The sequence below is a fragment of the Bacillus sp. FSL R5-0593 genome (genome assembly GCF_038603755.1).
GTDB lineage: Bacteria > Bacillota > Bacilli > Bacillales > Bacillaceae > Bacillus > Bacillus velezensis.
This window is the reverse complement of sequence record NZ_CP152011.1, coordinates 1,097,820-1,114,905: the sequence shown is the minus strand read 5'-3', so window position 1 is coordinate 1,114,905 and position 17,086 is coordinate 1,097,820. Positions and strand designations below refer to the sequence as shown.

The window sequence follows — 17,086 nt, the reverse complement described above, 5'->3', positions numbered from 1 at the left end:
CCACTAAGAGTTGTATGAGACAAGCCCGATTTGGAAAGAACGGAAGAGAAGAAACAAACAAAGGAGACCGGCACGGTTATGAAACGAAAACAGCTTTTCTCAGAAAAAAACAAATGGGGGCGCGGCACCCTGATGATAGAGGACGGCATCTGCCTCGTCGAAAACGATGAAGGCGATATCCTGCTGGCAGACAGTCTAGGAAACGCAGACGTATTGATGAAACGCGGCGGCAGATGGCAGCCGGCACGGATTTGCGGCGGTGCGGCCGAAATCGGCGCAGACACCATCCCCCTGCTCGGCGGGGAAGAAATCCGTTATGAAAAGGCGGTCAAACGGCCGCTGTTAACCTTGCTCGATTCGCTGGACGATGAAACGTTTCTGCTGTTTCTCAGCCATCTTCACGGGTTCGGCCTGTCTGTATATGATTGCGTATTTTCCTACAATCAGGCGCTGTTTTCCGGTGAAGGCGTTTCGTTTTATCACTTCTCGGCGGATGACGCACAATGCGCCCTGCAGCATCACCGCGGCAGCTCGGGTAAACACGACAGATTTGAATGGACGGCATCTGACGGGCGGCGCTCCATTATGTATTCAGCGGCAAGACAAGACGGCACCGCGTAACAAACAGGCGGCACCTTTTAAATAGGTGCCGCCTGATGTATTCAGCTTTGTTTTTCACGCTGATTGACGCCCGGCGTTTGCTTTTACCCTTCACAGCCGCAGCTTTTGCGGTAACAAGAGTGATTGACGCTTTTGGCATCCTGCAAATCTCCTTCGCCTCATCAACATCCCCCTGCCACGGCATTTCTCATTCAGCGGCACAGTTGCGCAGAATGTATGCGCAACTAAAAAAACCCGGATGCATCCGGGTTTTTCAAGCGATTGATTAAAATACGTGAAAGCCGATCGGCAAGTGTAGGCCGAGCAGCACCGTCAGGACGAGCACGATAATAAAACCGATCCACAGTCCGCCGGTTGATTTGCCTTTTTTCTTGCGGATGACGAGCATTTCCATCAGTCCGATGGTAATGATGCCGAGCAGCATTTTTCCGGCGTACTCTCCGTTCCAATTCGCAAAACGGACAAAAAGCTCAGCTCCGGTCAGAATAATAATAATGTAGAATAAGCGCAGAATCATATGCGTAATTTTTGCGCCCTTCGCTTTTCCGGAACCGTACAGCCCGTAGCTGACAAACACCAGGATAAGCGCAACGACCCATGAAGTAATATGCCAATGTGTCATTATGTTCAATTCCCCCTATCAGATCAATCTGCCTCACTTATGGTACCACAACAAGCCGCTCGGAGCATTATCAATCGTGCGATGGACACACAATTATCCGATTTGGTTCGACAGCGTGCCGATCGGTTCAATTGTAATGTCAATGCGGTCCCCCAGCTTTAAAAATTTCGGCGGCTTAAACCCTTTTCCGACACCGGACGGCGTCCCCGTCGCTATAATGTCACCGGCTTCAAGCGTCATCCCTTTTGACAGCGTCTCGATTAATTCAGCTATCGGAAAAATCATGTCCCCCGTTGATCCTGATTGGCGCAATTCTCCGTTCACCCGCGTTTCAACTTTCAGGCTTTGCGGATCACTGACGGCCGACTTATGTACAATGACCGGGCCCATCGGGCATGTCGTATCGAGGCTTTTGCCGATAAAAAACTGTTTATGTTTCTTCTGCAGATCGCGCGCTGTTATATCATTTACAATTGTATAGCCGAATATATGATCAAGCGCATGTTCTTTGGAGATGTGCGATCCGCTTTTTGATATGATGACCGCAAGCTCCCCTTCATAATCAAGCTGCTCCGTTACGTCCAAGTGGCTGTTCACTGTTTCTCCGTGACCTGTAACGGCAGCGGGGGCTTTCGTAAAAACCATGGGATGCTCCGGTATATCAGCCTCACTCCCCATTTCAACAGCATGATCACGATAATTTTTCCCGATGCAGATCACGTTCTTTGAAGGTCTCGGAATAGGCGCGCAAAGCTTTACGTCAGACAGCGCATACATAAATGAACCCGACTCGTCATTCGGTTTTTTCGCCCATTCCGCAAGCTGTCCGGCATGCGCGACAAACTTATCTCCTTTTTGAATGCACTCGATCAGCGAACCCGGAATCGTCTCAAGTTCAAACAATTTTTTTTCAGCCTTTTGCAGATCTAAGATTTTGTCATCATCAATGATCAGACCGACAAATTTTCGGCTGTTCAGTTCCCCTGTCGCAAATTTCATGTTAATCCCCCATCATTTTTAAATCTGGCATTCCTTTATGTATTCTTCCTCCGGGCGGGAAATTCCTCTTTTAAACAGGCTGAAAATAAGTGTAAAAGAGTATCAAAAATTGTCACTTTTTTAGTCATATTGACGAAATAAAACCTTCTTGGCCAAAATGGGTTATACTATTATCATCCTATGTTTTCCAAAATAATCGAGAATTGGAGATCACACGATGAACAAAATTGAAGAAAAAAGATTAACTTTATTCGAGACAGCGCAAAAATTAGGAATCAATGCGACGGAGACCATCAGGTGCAGCCAGGAGCTGGACAGCCTTTTAAACGGGTGCCGGGGCGGGCTCATCCAACAAACGAAAGACAGCGGGCTGAACCCGGCCGCACAGATTGAGCACGGCCGCACCGCAGGAAAAAAAGAGGCTTTCTCATAAACGTGATATGTATATAAATCTGTATCATTTATGTATAAGACCCGGCATGCGTAAAGCGCCGGTGTTTTTACGTCTAAAGTTTTTTCCGCTCACAAAAATGTGCATTTGTCATAAGCTATTTTAGGCAGGCAGCCCAGATCAGCTCTTGGAGTGTAGTCATGAAAATCTTCACGAAAAGGATGTGCTCGTATGCCCGCAATTGTCGGAGCGTTTAAAATTAATGCCGTCGGTACGAGCGGAGTCGTTCATATAGGCGACTGCATCACCATTTCTCCAAAAGCAGAGGTTAAGACATTTGCCGGAGCGGGCAGCTTCAATACCGGAGACAATCTCACACTGACGAATTACAGGAATTCAACGAATGTGTACGATAATGATGTAATCGATCAGCCGATGGCAGGAAACGCATAAAGGAGGCGCCGTATGAATTTTTACGTCAATCAGTCGATCCATATCAATTACATGCGTGTAGAATCTGTCAGCAATTCCTCCATACTGCAAATCGGAAGCGCCGGTTCAATTAAATCTCTTTCCAATCTGTACAACACAGGGAGTTATGTTGAGCCGGCGCCGCCTGTCACCGCGGGGCAGCAGACTGTAACAACAGGGGGAGGTCCCGGCACCTCATCATTTGTACCGCTCCAGCCGCCAAGCCGGTAGTTTTAATGAAGGAAACGAGACGCGAGGTGAATGTCATGTATGATCAATCCGTTTCATCCTACCTGCAGAATTTAAATTCTTTCGTCCAGCAGCAGGCGCAGCAGATTCAGGAGCTCGAACGGCAGCTGAAAGAATTCCAAAATGAAATTTCAACGCTGAAGCAGCAGCCTTCTACAAGAATCGATCGGCTCGAGTATAAATTTGATCAGCTGAAAATTGAACGGCTGGAAGGAACGCTGAATATCGGATTGAATCCGACTGATCCGAATGCCGTGCAAAACTTCGAAGTCGGCCAGACATCTCCGCAGGTCGGAATGATGCAGCAGGAACAGGCGGGCCAGCAAATGCAGCAAATCCGCCAAAACGTCGATATGTACCTGAATGAAGAAATCCCCGCGCTTTTAGAACAGCTCGAAACTCAGTATGAGAGCAGGCTGGACGAAGCGAACAAATATCATATTATTGAAGATATCAGAAAGCAGATGGACAGCCGGATTCAGTATTATCTGTCCCATGTCCCGAAAGAAGAAAATACGGCGCCCGCGCAATATGCCGAGCAGATTGCCGAACATGTGAAGCGTGATATTGTCAGGGCCGTCGAGCACTTTATTAAGCACATACCTGGTGAAATGAAAGGTGATGATCCGTCATGATTTTTACAGTGATTAACCGGAATATTGAAGTCGGCGACATCCGGTCTACCGGTGTATCCAGTTCTTCCTTATTATTAATCGGCGACACCGATTCCGTCTATCTGTCTTCCATCTTTGACACGCCTCCGGAATCTCTTATTATCGGGCCTTATGTGCCGCTGGCGCCGGAATAATGTTAAAGCGCATTTCACGCCTCCGGAACGCCAAAATCAATTCAGTCGGGATTGCGAGTGTCTTTCAAGCAGGCGATACAAATGAAATCAATATGCGGATCAAAGTATTGGCCGATCAGCGTAGTCTTGCTGTATACAGAGATGATGAAGGCTCATTTAACAAAAAAGAATACCAGATTTTTCGGCAGCCAGCCGTCATGCCGTTACCGGAAACGGGAGTCCAAAGCGCATTCTGCCATGAAAACCCTTCAATTCGGGTAAGGAATGTGAAAGTTCAAGGGGTATCGTCAGCGTCCGTGGTTCAAATCGGATCGACGTCGATCGTTCTGGGAGATTCGCGGCTGAAACATATTAGGCAGATCTTCACGCCAAGCTCACAATCACAGCAGCCCTGACATATAATGACGGTGAGACTTCTATAAAGGGTGTCGTTTATGCCAGCAATTACCGGACCTATAGCTATCAATTCCATATCGGGCGGAGTCGTAAACTTTGGTGATTCCTTTTACCTTTCTCCAAAAAGCTCTTCTAAATCTGCGCTCGGTTCGGGAGCAGGCAATACCGGAGATTTCCTGTTATTAAACAACGTTGTCAATGCGACAAACTATATAGACCCCGATGTCAGCGATCAAAATGTGGTCGGAAACGCCTAAAAAGCAGCGCTCTTTCAGAAGAGGGCTGCTTTTGGTTCAGCGTTATTTTCGTTCATTTGCTTTTTTTGTTTTTACAAGCTTTTCCGGCGGCTGTTTTCTGATCCATTTCACAAACCGCGCGAGTTTCGGGTCACGCCGCAGCTCTTCTATTCCCGCGAGCCTTGCCGCAAGCTCCTGATTCGTATAGAGCGCGTGAACCTGTTTATGACAAGGGATGCAGAGCATTGCGGTCGGAAGGAATGTCCCGCCTTCTTCCTTAGGCGTTAAGTGGTGCTCCGTCAGCCGCACATGATGGCGGCCGCATAATTCACATGTGCCCTCGGCAGAATCGGCCATGATTCCTTCTCCTTTCTACATGATCTCCAATGTGACCCGGGTGCCTTTCCCGCCCGGTTCGGACGGATGAACGATTAATTTTTTCGGCAGACGCGCTCTCAGCTCCTGCACATGGCTGATCACTCCGACGGATAAGTTGTCCGATTGCAGCTTTTCGAGCGCTGTGACAACGGTGTCTAAGAGCCCTTGGTCAAGAGTCCCGAATCCTTCATCTAAGAAAAAGAATTGCAGCGGGTATTGCCCCCGCAACTGAATCTGGGCGGACAAGGCAAGCGCAAGCGACAGCGATGTCAGAAACGTCTCTCCGCCGGAAAGGCTTGATACGGGCCGTTTGACGCCTCCGTTCGCGTCATCACGCATGACGAAACCGCCTTCTGAATCGACTAATATGGCATACCGCTGCCTTGTCAAAGCTCCGAGACGGGCAGAGGCGTCTCGAGCCACGCTTTCCAGCTGTTCTTCCGCTAAAAATTCGACGAATGTATTGCCTTTACATACAGACTGGAGCTTATCAAGCCTGTCAATCTGTGTCTGCCAGCTTTTCAGTTCGGCTTCAATCTCTTTAAAGCGCTTATGCTGTTTTTGCATAACCGCGAAGGCTTTTGCCTGCGCTCCTTTTTCCTCCATGGCGGCGCCTGACTCAGCCTCTGCCTGCTTCAGCAGAGAAACGGATGCTGTCCATTCTTCCTCCGATATCCGGCGCTCGGCTAATTTATCAGTAACACGGCTGATATTTGCCGATAGCTGTTTTGAGGTGTCCAAGAACTCATCTATTTCTTTTTTCATTTCCTCTGCACGCCCTTGCGGAAGCAGACTTTTTTTGACTTGGTCCGGGTCGGCAAACCCGGTGTCTTTTGACCTCACGCGCCAGTCGTTTTGCGCTTTCTCAAGGGAGGTCTCAGCATCCCTGAGTGACATGAGACTCCCGGATTCCCGGCCTTTTGCGTCATTCAGTGATTGCTGCGCCTGCTTCAGCGCGTCGAATAGGGACTGTTCTTTGGATTGTAACAGCTGTAATTCCTGCCGCACCGCTTCAAGCTTTGCGGAAATTGATGTTTCTTCGGCTGCTGTTCCGAGCTCTTGTTCATACCCGTCAATCACCTGCTGCAGGCGCTCAGACGCATAGTGAAGCTCGAGCCGTTCCCGTTCAAGCCGATGCTTCATCTCCTGCAGGCGTTCTTTCTCCTCTTCATGTTCCTTGAGGAATGCGATGCTTGTTTCAATGCGCTTCTCACATTCTTCTGCCTGCCTGTCCTTCTCATCTATCGAAGCCTGCCAGGCGTCAATCCGGTTTGGCGGAATATCACCGCAGACTTCATTGTACTGATTCAATCGGCTTTCTGACAGCGATTCAAGCTCTTCTAATGAATGTCTGAGACGGTCGGCTTCTTTTTCCTCGTAGCGGATTCGTTCGGCAAGCTGCTCAGCTTGTTTCACCGTCTGCTGATGCGCGCTGATCAGTCTTGTGACCTTCTCTTTTACCGACAGCATATCCTGTTTCATTTGTTTCCATTCCAAGCGGACGGCGCTGAACGCTTCATCAAGCGGGCGTCCGCTGATGGAGGAAGCGGCTTCCAGCTCCGGAACCCGGACGCTTTGCAGAAACGGACATTCTTCGGTAAAACGCCCCGACTGTTCTTCTAATGCAACCTTGGCTGTCAGCACTTCCTGAGAAAGAGCCGCCGCCTCAGAAAGCAGCGCTTCAACCTGCTGCAGCTGTTCCTGTACAGCCGTATCAGGCGAGAATGTTTCATGAGCGGAACGCGGGCGGTCATGCTGCGTCGAGCCGCATACAGGACAAGGCTTTCCTTCGATTAGTTTTTCCGATAATTCTTTTGTTAATGCAGCCGTTCTCGCTTCCTCTGAGCGCCTGCGGAGATCGGCTTGCGTTTTGTCAGCCCGTTCGGCTGCGGCTTTCAGTGAACGTTCCGTTTCACAGACCATATGGTAAACGGTTTGAAGCGTTTGATAAGCGTGCGTAATATCTTCCTCTTCCGTTTTCGCTTTCGCTGTGAGCGACTCGCTTTCTCCGTTCAGCTTCTCCACGTTTTTCAGCTGCGTTGTCAGATTGGCCCGTTCTTTCGTGATTTGTTCCTGTATCTGCTGAAAGCCTGCCGCCAGCTGTGCGGCGGTCTGGCATTTTTTCCGTTCATCGGCGGTCACTTGAACTGCTTTCAGCTCTTCTTTCAGCTCATTCTGCCTGTTTTGGCCGCGGGTCAGGCGGTCTTTCACTCCGGCCAGCTGTTTCGAGGCGGCTTCGTATTCTTCCTCTTTTTTGCTGTGTTCCGCATTTGTTTTTTCCGCTTCTTTTTTCGCTTCAAACAGTTTTTGTTCAATGGCTGAAAGTCTTTGATACAGCTCTTCTTCCTTGACAAGCTTCGGCTCCTGTTCGGCCTTATGGGCCCGCCATGCTTCATAGGCTTCATTTTGCCGGGTAAATGAAACGGTTTCCGCCTCTGATTTCCGTTTGGCCAGTTCGTGTTCCTGTTCGGCGCGCTGCTTCCGGCGGACGGCTTCTGTGTAACGGTCTGCGTACGGCTCAAGGGCGAGAGCTGTTTCCGCCTCTTTAAGACGCTCAGTCAAATCCGTGATGTACGGGCGTCTTTCCTCAAGCTTTTTCTCCCGGCGCTCATATTCATCTCTTTCTGTCTGCAGGTTCCAAATTTCCTGGTGATTCTCAAAGCGCTCTTTTGCCCGGACCCGTTTCTTCTCAGCTTCTTCAAGCCGTTCGTTCGCTTCGTGAAACTGCTGTTCAGCCTGCTTCAGCGCATCTTCTCCTGCGTCTCCGAGGCCGGATTGTTCGGCCAGCATTTCATTTTTTTTCGCTGCCGCTTCCTGCGCCCGCCGCCGCAATTTTTTGACAAGCCTGTCCCCGTACTGTTCCAGATTAAACAGGCGCTGGAGCATATGTCTTCTTTCCGCGCCTTTAAGCGACAGAAACTCGGCAAACTTTCCTTGCGGCAGCACGACGGCTCTTGTAAAGTCGTCAATGGTCAGGCCAAGAAGCTCTTCCACCTTTTTGTTCACTTCATTCGCTTTATCGGCCAGCACCGTTTGTTCGTCTTTGATTTCAATCAAGCGGCAGAGGGCGGTTTTTACTTTCGTTTCATCCGTTCTCTTAAAAACGCGCTCGACCTTGTAGGAAACCCGGTGGCCGGATTGAAGCGCGAATGTAAATGAGACGGCGAGCTGATCTTCGGCATGATTCAGGATGCCGTGCGTATTATTTGCGGCGCGCTCCACTTTTCCGTATAAAGCGAGTGTCATGGCATCAAGGATCGACGATTTTCCGCTTCCGGTCGGCCCGAAAATCCCGAACACCCCGGCTCCTGACAGTCCGGCAAAATCAATGGTCTGTTCCTCCCTGAAGCTGTGGAGCCCTTTTATCGTTAACAGAATCGGCTTCATGTCGCATCCTCCTCATCATCTGCTGACGCAAGCTCTAAAAACAGCTTGACCATCTCCTCATCCGGCACGCCGCCGCCCGTTTGTTTTTCATAAAACTTCTTAAATCGATCCTCAATTGATGTGTGTTTCACTTCAATCCGGTCATTTTCGGTCTCTTTTTCTTCAAAAACCGGCCTGATATGGATAAAGCCGGGATGCGCCTTTCTCAGCCGATGAATTTCCTCGAGAGAAAGCTGATCCGTCAAATGGATATCAAGATCGATCCAGGCATTCCGGTCACGCCCTTCATCGAGCCAGCCGTGAACCTCGCTCAGCCCCTGCGCTTTCCATTTGACGAGCGGTTTACCGGAAGACAGGAAAATCTCTTCCCACTTCGCTTCTCCGCCGGGCTTCGCTTCTACCACCGTCACCGATTTGGCATAACCGGCTTCCGAAAAGCTGTATGCGAGCGGAGAGCCTGAATAACGGGCAGCCGTCTTGGCGCGCTTGATCGTTTGCGGACGGTGGAGATGGCCGAGAGCCACGTAAGCCGCATCAGCCGGCAGGCTGTCAGCGGCAACTGTGTAAGCGCCCCCGACTTCAATCGGACGCTCTGAATCGGTCTGGTTTCCCCCCGCGACATAAATGTGGCTCGCCGCGATTTTCACGGCATCGTTCCGGCACAGTCCGCACATGTGAGCAAACGCCTCTCTGATTTTGACATCGTAATGATCGCGAAGAAGCTTTTCCTCAAACGTATCAGAAAGCACTTCGTTTAATCTCGCCTCTGACGGATATGCCAGCGCGGCTACGGCTAACAGCTCGTCCGCCGACGGCACCTCAATATGCACGGGTTCTGTCCGCGGATAGCCGATTAAATGAATGCCGCGCTCATTTGTTAACGGAGAAGCCGCCGCCAGCCTGTCGGGATTGTCATGGTTTCCGGCAATGACGACAACCGGGCGCTTTCCGCCGTCAGAAAGCGCGGAAAGACTTTCGTAATACAATTGTTCAGCGAGCGCAGGCGGGTTGACCGTATCAAATACATCCCCCGCCATAATGACCGCATCAATATTTTCTTCCTTGACAATGGTATTCAGCTCTTCCAATACCTCGGCCTGCTCGCTCAGCCGGCTTCTGCCTTCCAGCGTTTTGCCGAGGTGCCAGTCAGCTGTATGTAAAATGCGCATACCGCATTCACCTCACTTTTTGATAGAAAAAAAGATCCGCTCCAAAAAGGAGCTTCGGATCTTGTTACAGTGTAAGAACGTGACCTCCATCGAAGAAATAGAGCGCACGCCCTTTCACTTTCGTTTTTGTAATTTGTTCAACCGCTTTTGTATACAATTCGATTTGTGTTTCATACCTTTTTTGCAGAATCGGAGCCGCGCCTTCAAATCCGTTCCGGAATTTCCCCTCTATCCGATCTGTTTTATAGTCCAGCAAATAGAGACCGTCCGCAGTTTCGTAGAGGCAGTCAATAATCCCCTGCACGAGCAGCGGTTCACCGGCCGTTTCGGCATCCTTGTACACCTCGCCGGCCGGAAGCGCCATACTGAACGGCACTTCCCGGTCAATACGCAGCGCCCCGAGAAGGTCTTTCCCGATTTCAGTTCCGAAAAACTGGACAATTTCTTCTATATCAATAGCTTCCTGCTGTTCTTCTGTCAGCAGCTCTTTTTCGTAAAGCATCCGGACCGTCCGCTCCGCTTCTTCGGCAGTCGGAACGTGCGTCAGCGGTATGTGCTGCATCACCGTATGCATCGCCGTCCCTTTTTCGGCGGCTGTCAGCCCTTTTTTCATCATAAAACCGGGACGCCTGTATAAAAGCGTGTCTCCTGACGGTTTGATGAGAGAGCGGCCGCTGTATTCATCCTCGTATTCTTGCTTTCTCTTCAGCTCAGAAACTGACTGCTTCGTTCTGATAGCCGTCAGCTCTCGGTACGGATATTCCCATTCAAGCAGACGGCGCGCCTGATCATCAAATGAAAACGAATCAGGAATCGGCTCGCCCTGCTGAATCGCTTTGAGACGTGTGCTCTTTTCTTCAGCACGTTCTTTCGGATTCTCTTCCAGCAATTCACTTTGCTGCAGCATCCGGATGTGAAAACGCGACGGGTCGCGCGCGATATCCTCAGATGAGGAAAGTCCCGGCGTCCTGTGCGCCTCCATGTCACGGTGGCGGATGAGCGCCGGCCCGATAAAGTCCAAATAAGATGACGCCTGATAGCGGTCGAATTCAGAAAGAAGCCAATCGGCCCGGTCTGCTTGCGCCTGCCATTTGGCCAGCTGTTTTTCCCGGTTTTTGCAGGAACCGACGAGAAACAGCTTTTCCTTCGCTCTGGTCAGCGCCACATACAATACGCGCAATTCTTCGGATAAGAGCTCTCTGCGCATCTTTTTCTTCATCGCCACAAGCGGAAGAGTCGGATAGCTGATTCTGAGTTCCGGATGAATATACTTCGTGCCGAAACCGAGCTCTTTATCAAGCAGGTATGATTTGTTGAGATCCATCATATTAAAACTTCTGCCGAGTCCGGCGGTGAAAACGACGGGGAATTCAAGTCCTTTGCTGCTGTGGATCGTCATCAGCCGAACGACATCCTCCTGCTCGCTGAGCGCCCGGGCCGTCCCCAGATCATCGCCGCGCTCCTGCATCCGTTCAATAAACCGCAAAAAGCGGAATAACCCGCGGAACGCCGTCGCTTCGTACGAGCGCGCCCGGTCATACAAGACGCGCAGATTGGCCTGGCGCTGCTTTCCGCCAGGCATGCCGCCTGCATAGTCAAAATATCCGGTATCGCGGTATACTTCCCAAATCAGCTCAGACACCGAATGATTCGTCGAAAATGACCGCCACTTTTGCAGACTGTCATAAAAGGTTCTCAGTTTTTGATACAGGTCATCATGCCTGTCAGCGTTCGCTATATATGCTTTCAGCGCTTCATAAAACGGCGCTTTTTTCTTTTCAAGGCGTATCAGCGCAAGTTCATTTTCGTCACAGCCGACGATGGGCGAGCGCAGCACGGAAGCAAGCGGAATATCCTGATACGGATTATCAATCACCTTCAAGACTGAAAGCGCCGCAGCTACCTCCACGGCTTCAAAGTAACCCGACGTCAAATTGGCGTACACCGGAATGCCCTGGTTTTTCAGCTCTTCCATTAATTGCGGCGCCCACGGCATGGAGCGCAGCAAAATTACGATATCCCGGTACTGGATATTCCGGTGTGTTTTTGTTTTGCCGTCATATACCTTAAACGGAGATGAGACAAGCTTTCGGATCTCCCCGGCTATCGCTTTCGCTTCCCAATGCACAGTTTCAAAGTCTTCGGCATCCTCGGAGCTGTCTGCGCCATCAGCGCTGTCAATGAGCAGCAGTTCCGTTTTTGCCGCGTCATTCGGCGGATACGATGCGCCGAGCTTCAATGCCGCCTGTTCATCGTAATCAACTTCGCCGATTTTTCCGCCCATCAGCTGCTTAAACAAGAAATTCGTACTGTCCAAAATATCGGAGCGGCTGCGGAAATTTTGGTTCAGGTCAATTTTCTGCCCCGCGCCTTCCCCGCTTTCTGTAAACCTTTTATATTTCCCGAGAAACAGCAGCGGCTCAGCAAGTCTGAAACGGTAGATCGATTGTTTAACGTCGCCTACCATAAACAGATTTCCCGTCTCTTCATTCCCGCTTTTAACAAGCTGCAGGATAGACTCTTGCACAAGATTCGTATCTTGATATTCATCAACCAGAACTTCATGGAACTGGTCTTGATAATAAACGGCCGCTTCGCTCGGCACTCGCCGGCCTTCTTCATCAACCGCAGTTAAAATCGCCAGGCAGTAATGTTCCAAATCTGAGAAATCAATAATTGATTTTTCTTGTTTCGCCGCTTCAAATCGTTTTCCGTACGATATCACGAGCTGAACGAGCGTTTCGATGACAGGCTTCATATCTGTTAAACTCTTTAAGTGATCTTGCGGACTTCTTGTAAAGTAATCGGTCTTTACCTTTTCGATCAGTTTCTTCGCGCCGTTTCGCAAATCGGTCGCTTCGTCCAAAAGCGCTTTGTCAAATTCATCGCCCTTTACCGCCTTCGCCCGCTTAAAGGAGACTGCGGGAACCCGTTCATACAGCGCATCGAAGTCATGCCGGCAGCTGATCAGCTCTTCTATCTGCTGAAGGTCATCCAGAAAATTATCAGCGCGCGGGGCCGGCCCGCCGGGCGCTTTTGTCAGTTCAAGCGCCTTCTCAAGCTTTTGTTTTGCCCCGAAGAGCGCCATTTCAGCATCTTCTCTCACATATTGGTAAAACGGAAGCTCTTCCATTTTGCTTTCTTCCGTCACGTCATACAGGCGGACAAAGCTTTGCAGCCACGCTTCCGGGTCAGGATGCGACCGGGAATACTCGTACACCCGTTTGACAAGGTCTTGAAGATCCAGATCATGCCTGTCTGTCGTGTATCTGTCTGCAAGCTCAAAAAACGCCTGATTCCCTTTTGCGTATTCATCTTCAAACAGCTCATCAAGCACTTCGTCTCCGAGCAATTCGCCTTCCGTCTGGTCAGCCATCCGAAAACCGGGGTCAAGATCAATCATATAATAATATTTTTTAAGCACTTGCAGACAGAAAGAGTGAAGGGTCGAAATGCTCGCCCGATTTAATAGAGAGAGCTGCCGTCTGATATGCAGAGATCCCGGATTTTTGGCGAGCTCTTTTTCTAATGCTTCCGCGATCCGATGCTTCATCTCCGCTGCTGAGGCGTTTGTAAAGGTCACCACAAGGAGCCGGTCAACATCAACCGGATCTTCCTCCGCGGTTATCTTTCTGATCATCCGTTCCACGAGCACGGCCGTTTTACCTGATCCGGCTGCGGCAGCGACCAGAATATCGCGGCCGGAAGAAACGATGGCGCTCCATTGGTCATCCGTCCATATGCTGTCTTTCGGTTTAGGAATTTGCATCATCATCCGCCTCCTTCTTCAGCCAATCCAGTATGGTGCCGTCTTTTTCCGCTTTCAGGCTGCGGTATTCATTTTCCTTAAGCGACTCATCAAACTGGCACACCGATTGAAACGCACAGTACGTACAAGGCGTCTTATCTTTCAGCTTATACGGGGTAATGGACACAAGTCCGTCCGTTATTGCTTCGCCCGCCTGTTCAAATGTCCGCCGCACATGGTCTGTCAGCAGATGAAAGTCCTGTTCGCTGACCGCGGCTGAGTCGGATCTTAAAGACCCGTCCTTTTTCAAACCGGCATTGATGATATTTGAACGCCCTTCCTCCAAGGTCGTGTCCATCAGACTGATCGCCTCCCGGTCACCGAGGAGAAGGCCTTTCATTTTAAATTTCTTGAAAATTTCCTGCTCGATTTCATCAAGCCCCATCGGCAGACTGGCCTGAATCATCGGATCGTGGATATGGAAATACAAAACGCCTGCCGGTGTCGCTTTCATGCCGAGCCAATCCGCGGAATGTGTAATCGATAAGTCAAGATATGTGAGCATTTGCAGAGCGAGCCCGTAATACACCTCAGCCAGATCAAGCCCCCTGTCGCTTGATTTATAATCAACGATTCTCAGCAGCAGGCCTTTTGAACTTTCCGCTTTATCCACGCGGTCGATCCGTCCGACGAGTTCCATCGTACAGCCGTTTTTCAGCGTGAAAGTGAGCGGAGGCAGCGGCCCGCTTCCGCCGAAACCGAGTTCAAGACCGACCGGGACGAAACCGCTCGCCTTCGCATGCTCGCTTAATATGCCTGAAACACGCGTGACGATCTTCTGCAGTTTTTCCTTCACATAAAAGTGTCTGTTTGAGCTGAGCAGAATCTCTTTTTGCAGCTTTGGCGCAAGCCGTTCCACCGCTTCATAGGAGAAATTCCGGCATTGATCTTTCGTCAGATCGCGCCATTCCAGCTTCTGCTCACGAAGCCGGTCTGAAATCAGCTTCAGGCTGGAGTGAAACAGCTGGCCGATATCCGGCGCGTCCAGCTTGAAAAACTGCCGCTCTTTTAATTGAAGCCCGTGAGATGCAAAATGAGAAAACTGGCAGGCATTAAACGCCTCCATCCGGGAGACGCTTCCTTTAATATGCTCGCCGTAAAGCTGGCGCGAAACAGGCCGTTCAAGACGCTTCGCCTCATTGCGGAAAAACAAGCTTGAAAACAGCTTTTTCGCACGCCGGTGATCAGACTCTTTCATCAGCACATTGTATGCGCTCCACCATACGTCACTGATCTCGTACTCTCTTGTCCACAGCCTGAGCTGACTTGCCGTATATGTCTGAGCCACCTGTTTATTGACGAGATACTGAAGCTGCTCTTCTTCGCTTACCTGCTCGGGATCAGCCGCTGACAGCTTTTCCTGATGATCGGGAAACAGCTCGCCAAGCCTGTTTACAACGATTGACGGCAGGAGCGTTTTTCCTTCCGCATCGGCAATCGGGTATGACACATAAAGACGGTCAGACGGACTCGACAGCGCCATATAGATGAGAAAATGCTCATCAAGCAGCCGCTCACGCCCCGCGGAAGACAGCTCCACTCCGACTGCTTTCAGCCACTCCCGGTCATCATCAGACAGCACGCCGTTTTCATCCGGACGCGCCGGAAGAACGCCGTCATTGGCACCGATGACGAATGTACAGGACGTGCCGTACATTCTTGAGAGATCCATATTCCCTACAAATACTTGGTCAAGCGCAGGAGGAATTAAAGAAAAATGAAGCGATTCCGTTCCCGTTTCAAGCATTTGCTGGAACAGCGCCAAAGATATTTCATCTTCACCCATCATGCCGGCAAACTCCTCGAGAAGCTGGATAACGGCATCCCACGCCTGGCCGTGCTGCTGCGCTTCGATCATGTTTCCGGCCTCTTCGGCCCGCTGCCTTTTCCGGTCCAGCTTCAGGGGAACATCGGTATCTTCCAAAAAGAGATAAAGAGCCTCCGCCATGCTTTGAACCGTTTTCGCTTTTTTCATCCGGTTTTGAAGCCGGACAAGGGGCGCGGCTATCCACTCTCTCGTCTCATTCAGCATGTGTTCCATCTCTATTTCCTGATCCGTCTGCGCGAAATCCTCATCGAGCGATACGAAGCGCCTGTATACAAACCGCTCGCCGCTCGTCCAGCGCTCCCCTTTAATGCCGTAGGCGATACAGTAATTTTCAAGCTGATCAACCTGCTCCCTTATTTTCTGCTCCGGCTGATCAAGCGGGAATAACAGTTCGGTTTTCGCACAGCGGAACACCGCTTCATATCTCCAGTTCCCCTTCACGACATCGAGGCTTGAACGGATGAATTCAATAAGCGGGTGATGCTGCATAGAAGCTTTTCCGTCAATAAAATAAGGAAGCCCGTAATCGGCAAACACTTCCTTCAGCAAATCTTTATAATCTTCCGGCTGACGGATGAGAATCGCCATATCTTTGTACCGGTATCCTCCGTCCCGGACAAGTGATTGAATTTCCCGGGCAATACCTTCAAGCTCAGCTCTTCTGTTTTGCGCCTGCATGACGGTAAAAGCTTCCTGTCCGCCGGTATACGCCGCGGCGGGACGCACATCGTACTGCGACTCTATACAGGCAAGCTCCGGCGCATGCTGATGCCGCTTCGTGCCATGCAGTTCCTTGCAGGAAATATCGGCATTCAATTCCTTTGCCGTCTGATAAAGCTTATAATATGTGCTTCCCGTCATTCTGAACAGATCGAGCTCATCCGGTGCCTGTTCCGCCGAAGGGCTGTCCGCCGTCAGCGAGAATGTGACATGTTCAGCATGCATGATCAGCTGCTCCAGCACCCTTAATTCCTGCGGCGTAAATTGATAGAATCCGTCGACGTAAACACGGGCGCCTTTTACAACGTCCGCCAAAGGAATCTGCTGAGCGAGCAGCGTCAAATAATCCTCTGAATGCAAATAGTGTCCGGCGAGGCTTCTTTCCATCTGCTGATATAAAATGCCTAAATCATGAAGTTTTTCAGACAGCATCCGCTCTCCGCGATATTCTGATGCCGTTCCGCTTTCCGCCATGCGGCGGACGTCTTCAGGCTCAATACAGTACCGCTTAAACTCTGTCAGCATCCGTTCCACCTGCTCAGTGAACCCGGTTTTGTCACTCGCTTTTTGATACACTTTAAACTCGTGCTTATGTTCTTCAATCAGTTTCCTTAAAAGCATCTGCACACCCGTCGTCGTCACAAACGGGCGGTTCATGCCCCCGGTATGCTGAAGCACGCGCCACGCCAAACGCGAAAAACTGAACACTTGAGCGCGTATCATGCCGCCGATATCCGGCGTTTTAGCAAGCTCATATTCCATTAAAAACGTCATTTGATCCGGGACTAGAAAAATGATCGGTTTCCCGAACGGCTCCCGGCGCAGTTCATCTTGAATGCTGTCGATAATCAGCCTCGTTTTCCCACTCCCCGATCTGCCTACTAAAAACTCAACACCCAAATTAGAAGACCCCTCTCTTTTTATCTTTCTACATTTTATCGAAAGTTGACGAAAATGACCAATCTCATCTGCTGGTAAAAACGGGATGACTGTTTTAAAACAT

At 50.2% G+C, this 17,086-nt stretch carries 16 protein-coding genes; 9 read left to right on the top strand and 7 right to left on the bottom strand.

The annotated features are described in order from the left end of the window. Window positions 1–78: 78 nt before the first annotated feature. Window positions 79–621, top strand: a complete 543-nt coding sequence (locus NYE36_RS05555; protein ID WP_038456447.1) for a DUF2777 family protein — start codon at window positions 79–81, stop codon at window positions 619–621. Between the two features lie 35 nt (window positions 622–656). Beyond that, window positions 657–890 (top strand): hypothetical protein, encoded by a 234-nt coding sequence (locus tag NYE36_RS05550; protein WP_195182938.1) that lies wholly within the window; start codon window positions 657–659, stop codon window positions 888–890. On the opposite strand, the gene NYE36_RS05545 is transcribed toward NYE36_RS05550, so the two are convergent. Together NYE36_RS05545 and NYE36_RS05540 are read right to left on the bottom strand one after the other, a co-directional pair. Then, window positions 887–1,243: a YisL family protein gene (locus NYE36_RS05545; RefSeq protein WP_007409161.1), complete on the bottom strand. Its 357-nt coding sequence runs from the start codon at window positions 1,241–1,243 to the stop codon at window positions 887–889. The genes NYE36_RS05550 and NYE36_RS05545 overlap by 4 nt on opposite strands. A 93-nt stretch (window positions 1,244–1,336) precedes the next feature. After that, window positions 1,337–2,242, bottom strand: a complete 906-nt coding sequence (locus NYE36_RS05540; protein ID WP_129004123.1) for a fumarylacetoacetate hydrolase family protein — start codon at window positions 2,240–2,242, stop codon at window positions 1,337–1,339. A 217-nt stretch (window positions 2,243–2,459) separates the two neighbouring features. On the opposite strand from NYE36_RS05540, the gene NYE36_RS05535 reads away from it, so the two are divergent. From NYE36_RS05535 to NYE36_RS05505, 7 genes are all read left to right on the top strand, one after another. Next, complete coding sequence (locus tag NYE36_RS05535; protein WP_342496880.1) at window positions 2,460–2,675, top strand: aspartyl-phosphate phosphatase Spo0E family protein; 216 nt, start codon at window positions 2,460–2,462, stop codon at window positions 2,673–2,675. 189 nt (window positions 2,676–2,864) lie between these two features. After that, window positions 2,865–3,086, top strand: coding sequence for a spore germination protein (locus NYE36_RS05530; RefSeq protein ID WP_003155135.1), 222 nt, complete (start codon window positions 2,865–2,867; stop codon window positions 3,084–3,086). A 12-nt stretch (window positions 3,087–3,098) separates the two neighbouring features. Continuing rightward, window positions 3,099–3,335 carry a spore germination protein GerPB gene (locus NYE36_RS05525; protein ID WP_007409164.1) on the top strand — a complete coding sequence of 79 codons (237 nt, stop codon included), beginning with the start codon at window positions 3,099–3,101 and terminating at the stop codon, window positions 3,333–3,335. Window positions 3,336–3,370: 35 nt separating this feature from the next. Continuing rightward, entirely contained in the window at window positions 3,371–3,988 is a 618-nt protein-coding gene (locus NYE36_RS05520; protein ID WP_031378472.1) for a spore germination protein GerPC, read from the top strand. After that, on the top strand, window positions 3,985–4,161 hold the full coding sequence (locus NYE36_RS05515) for a hypothetical protein (RefSeq protein WP_003155141.1): 177 nt from the start codon (window positions 3,985–3,987) through the stop codon (window positions 4,159–4,161). Before NYE36_RS05520 ends, NYE36_RS05515 begins: the two co-directional genes overlap by 4 nt. Next, a complete protein-coding gene (locus NYE36_RS05510; protein WP_007409166.1) occupies window positions 4,161–4,556 on the top strand; it encodes a spore germination protein GerPE in 396 nt (131 codons plus the stop codon). Before NYE36_RS05515 ends, NYE36_RS05510 begins: the two co-directional genes overlap by 1 nt. Before the next feature lie 39 nt (window positions 4,557–4,595). Next, window positions 4,596–4,814 carry a spore germination protein gene (locus NYE36_RS05505; RefSeq protein ID WP_003155143.1) on the top strand — a complete coding sequence of 73 codons (219 nt, stop codon included), beginning with the start codon at window positions 4,596–4,598 and terminating at the stop codon, window positions 4,812–4,814. A 42-nt stretch (window positions 4,815–4,856) separates the two neighbouring features. Here the strand turns inward: NYE36_RS05505 and NYE36_RS05500 are convergent, their stop codons facing one another. The 5 genes from NYE36_RS05500 to addB form a co-directional block, all read right to left on the bottom strand. Continuing rightward, window positions 4,857–5,150 (bottom strand): hypothetical protein, encoded by a 294-nt coding sequence (locus NYE36_RS05500; protein ID WP_003155144.1) that lies wholly within the window; start codon window positions 5,148–5,150, stop codon window positions 4,857–4,859. A 15-nt stretch (window positions 5,151–5,165) separates the two neighbouring features. After that, window positions 5,166–8,558 carry an exonuclease subunit SbcC gene (gene sbcC, locus NYE36_RS05495; protein WP_265451287.1) on the bottom strand — a complete coding sequence of 1,131 codons (3,393 nt, stop codon included), beginning with the start codon at window positions 8,556–8,558 and terminating at the stop codon, window positions 5,166–5,168. Beyond that, complete coding sequence (gene sbcD / locus NYE36_RS05490; RefSeq protein ID WP_003155146.1) at window positions 8,555–9,727, bottom strand: exonuclease subunit SbcD; 1,173 nt, start codon at window positions 9,725–9,727, stop codon at window positions 8,555–8,557. The genes sbcC and sbcD overlap by 4 nt, the downstream gene beginning before the upstream one ends. 64 nt (window positions 9,728–9,791) lie before the next feature. Then, window positions 9,792–13,496: a helicase-exonuclease AddAB subunit AddA gene (gene addA / locus NYE36_RS05485; RefSeq protein ID WP_241458333.1), complete on the bottom strand. Its 3,705-nt coding sequence runs from the start codon at window positions 13,494–13,496 to the stop codon at window positions 9,792–9,794. Next, window positions 13,483–16,983, bottom strand: a complete 3,501-nt coding sequence (gene addB / locus NYE36_RS05480; protein WP_244805638.1) for a helicase-exonuclease AddAB subunit AddB — start codon at window positions 16,981–16,983, stop codon at window positions 13,483–13,485. The genes addA and addB overlap by 14 nt, the downstream gene beginning before the upstream one ends. Window positions 16,984–17,086: the final 103 nt, after the last annotated feature.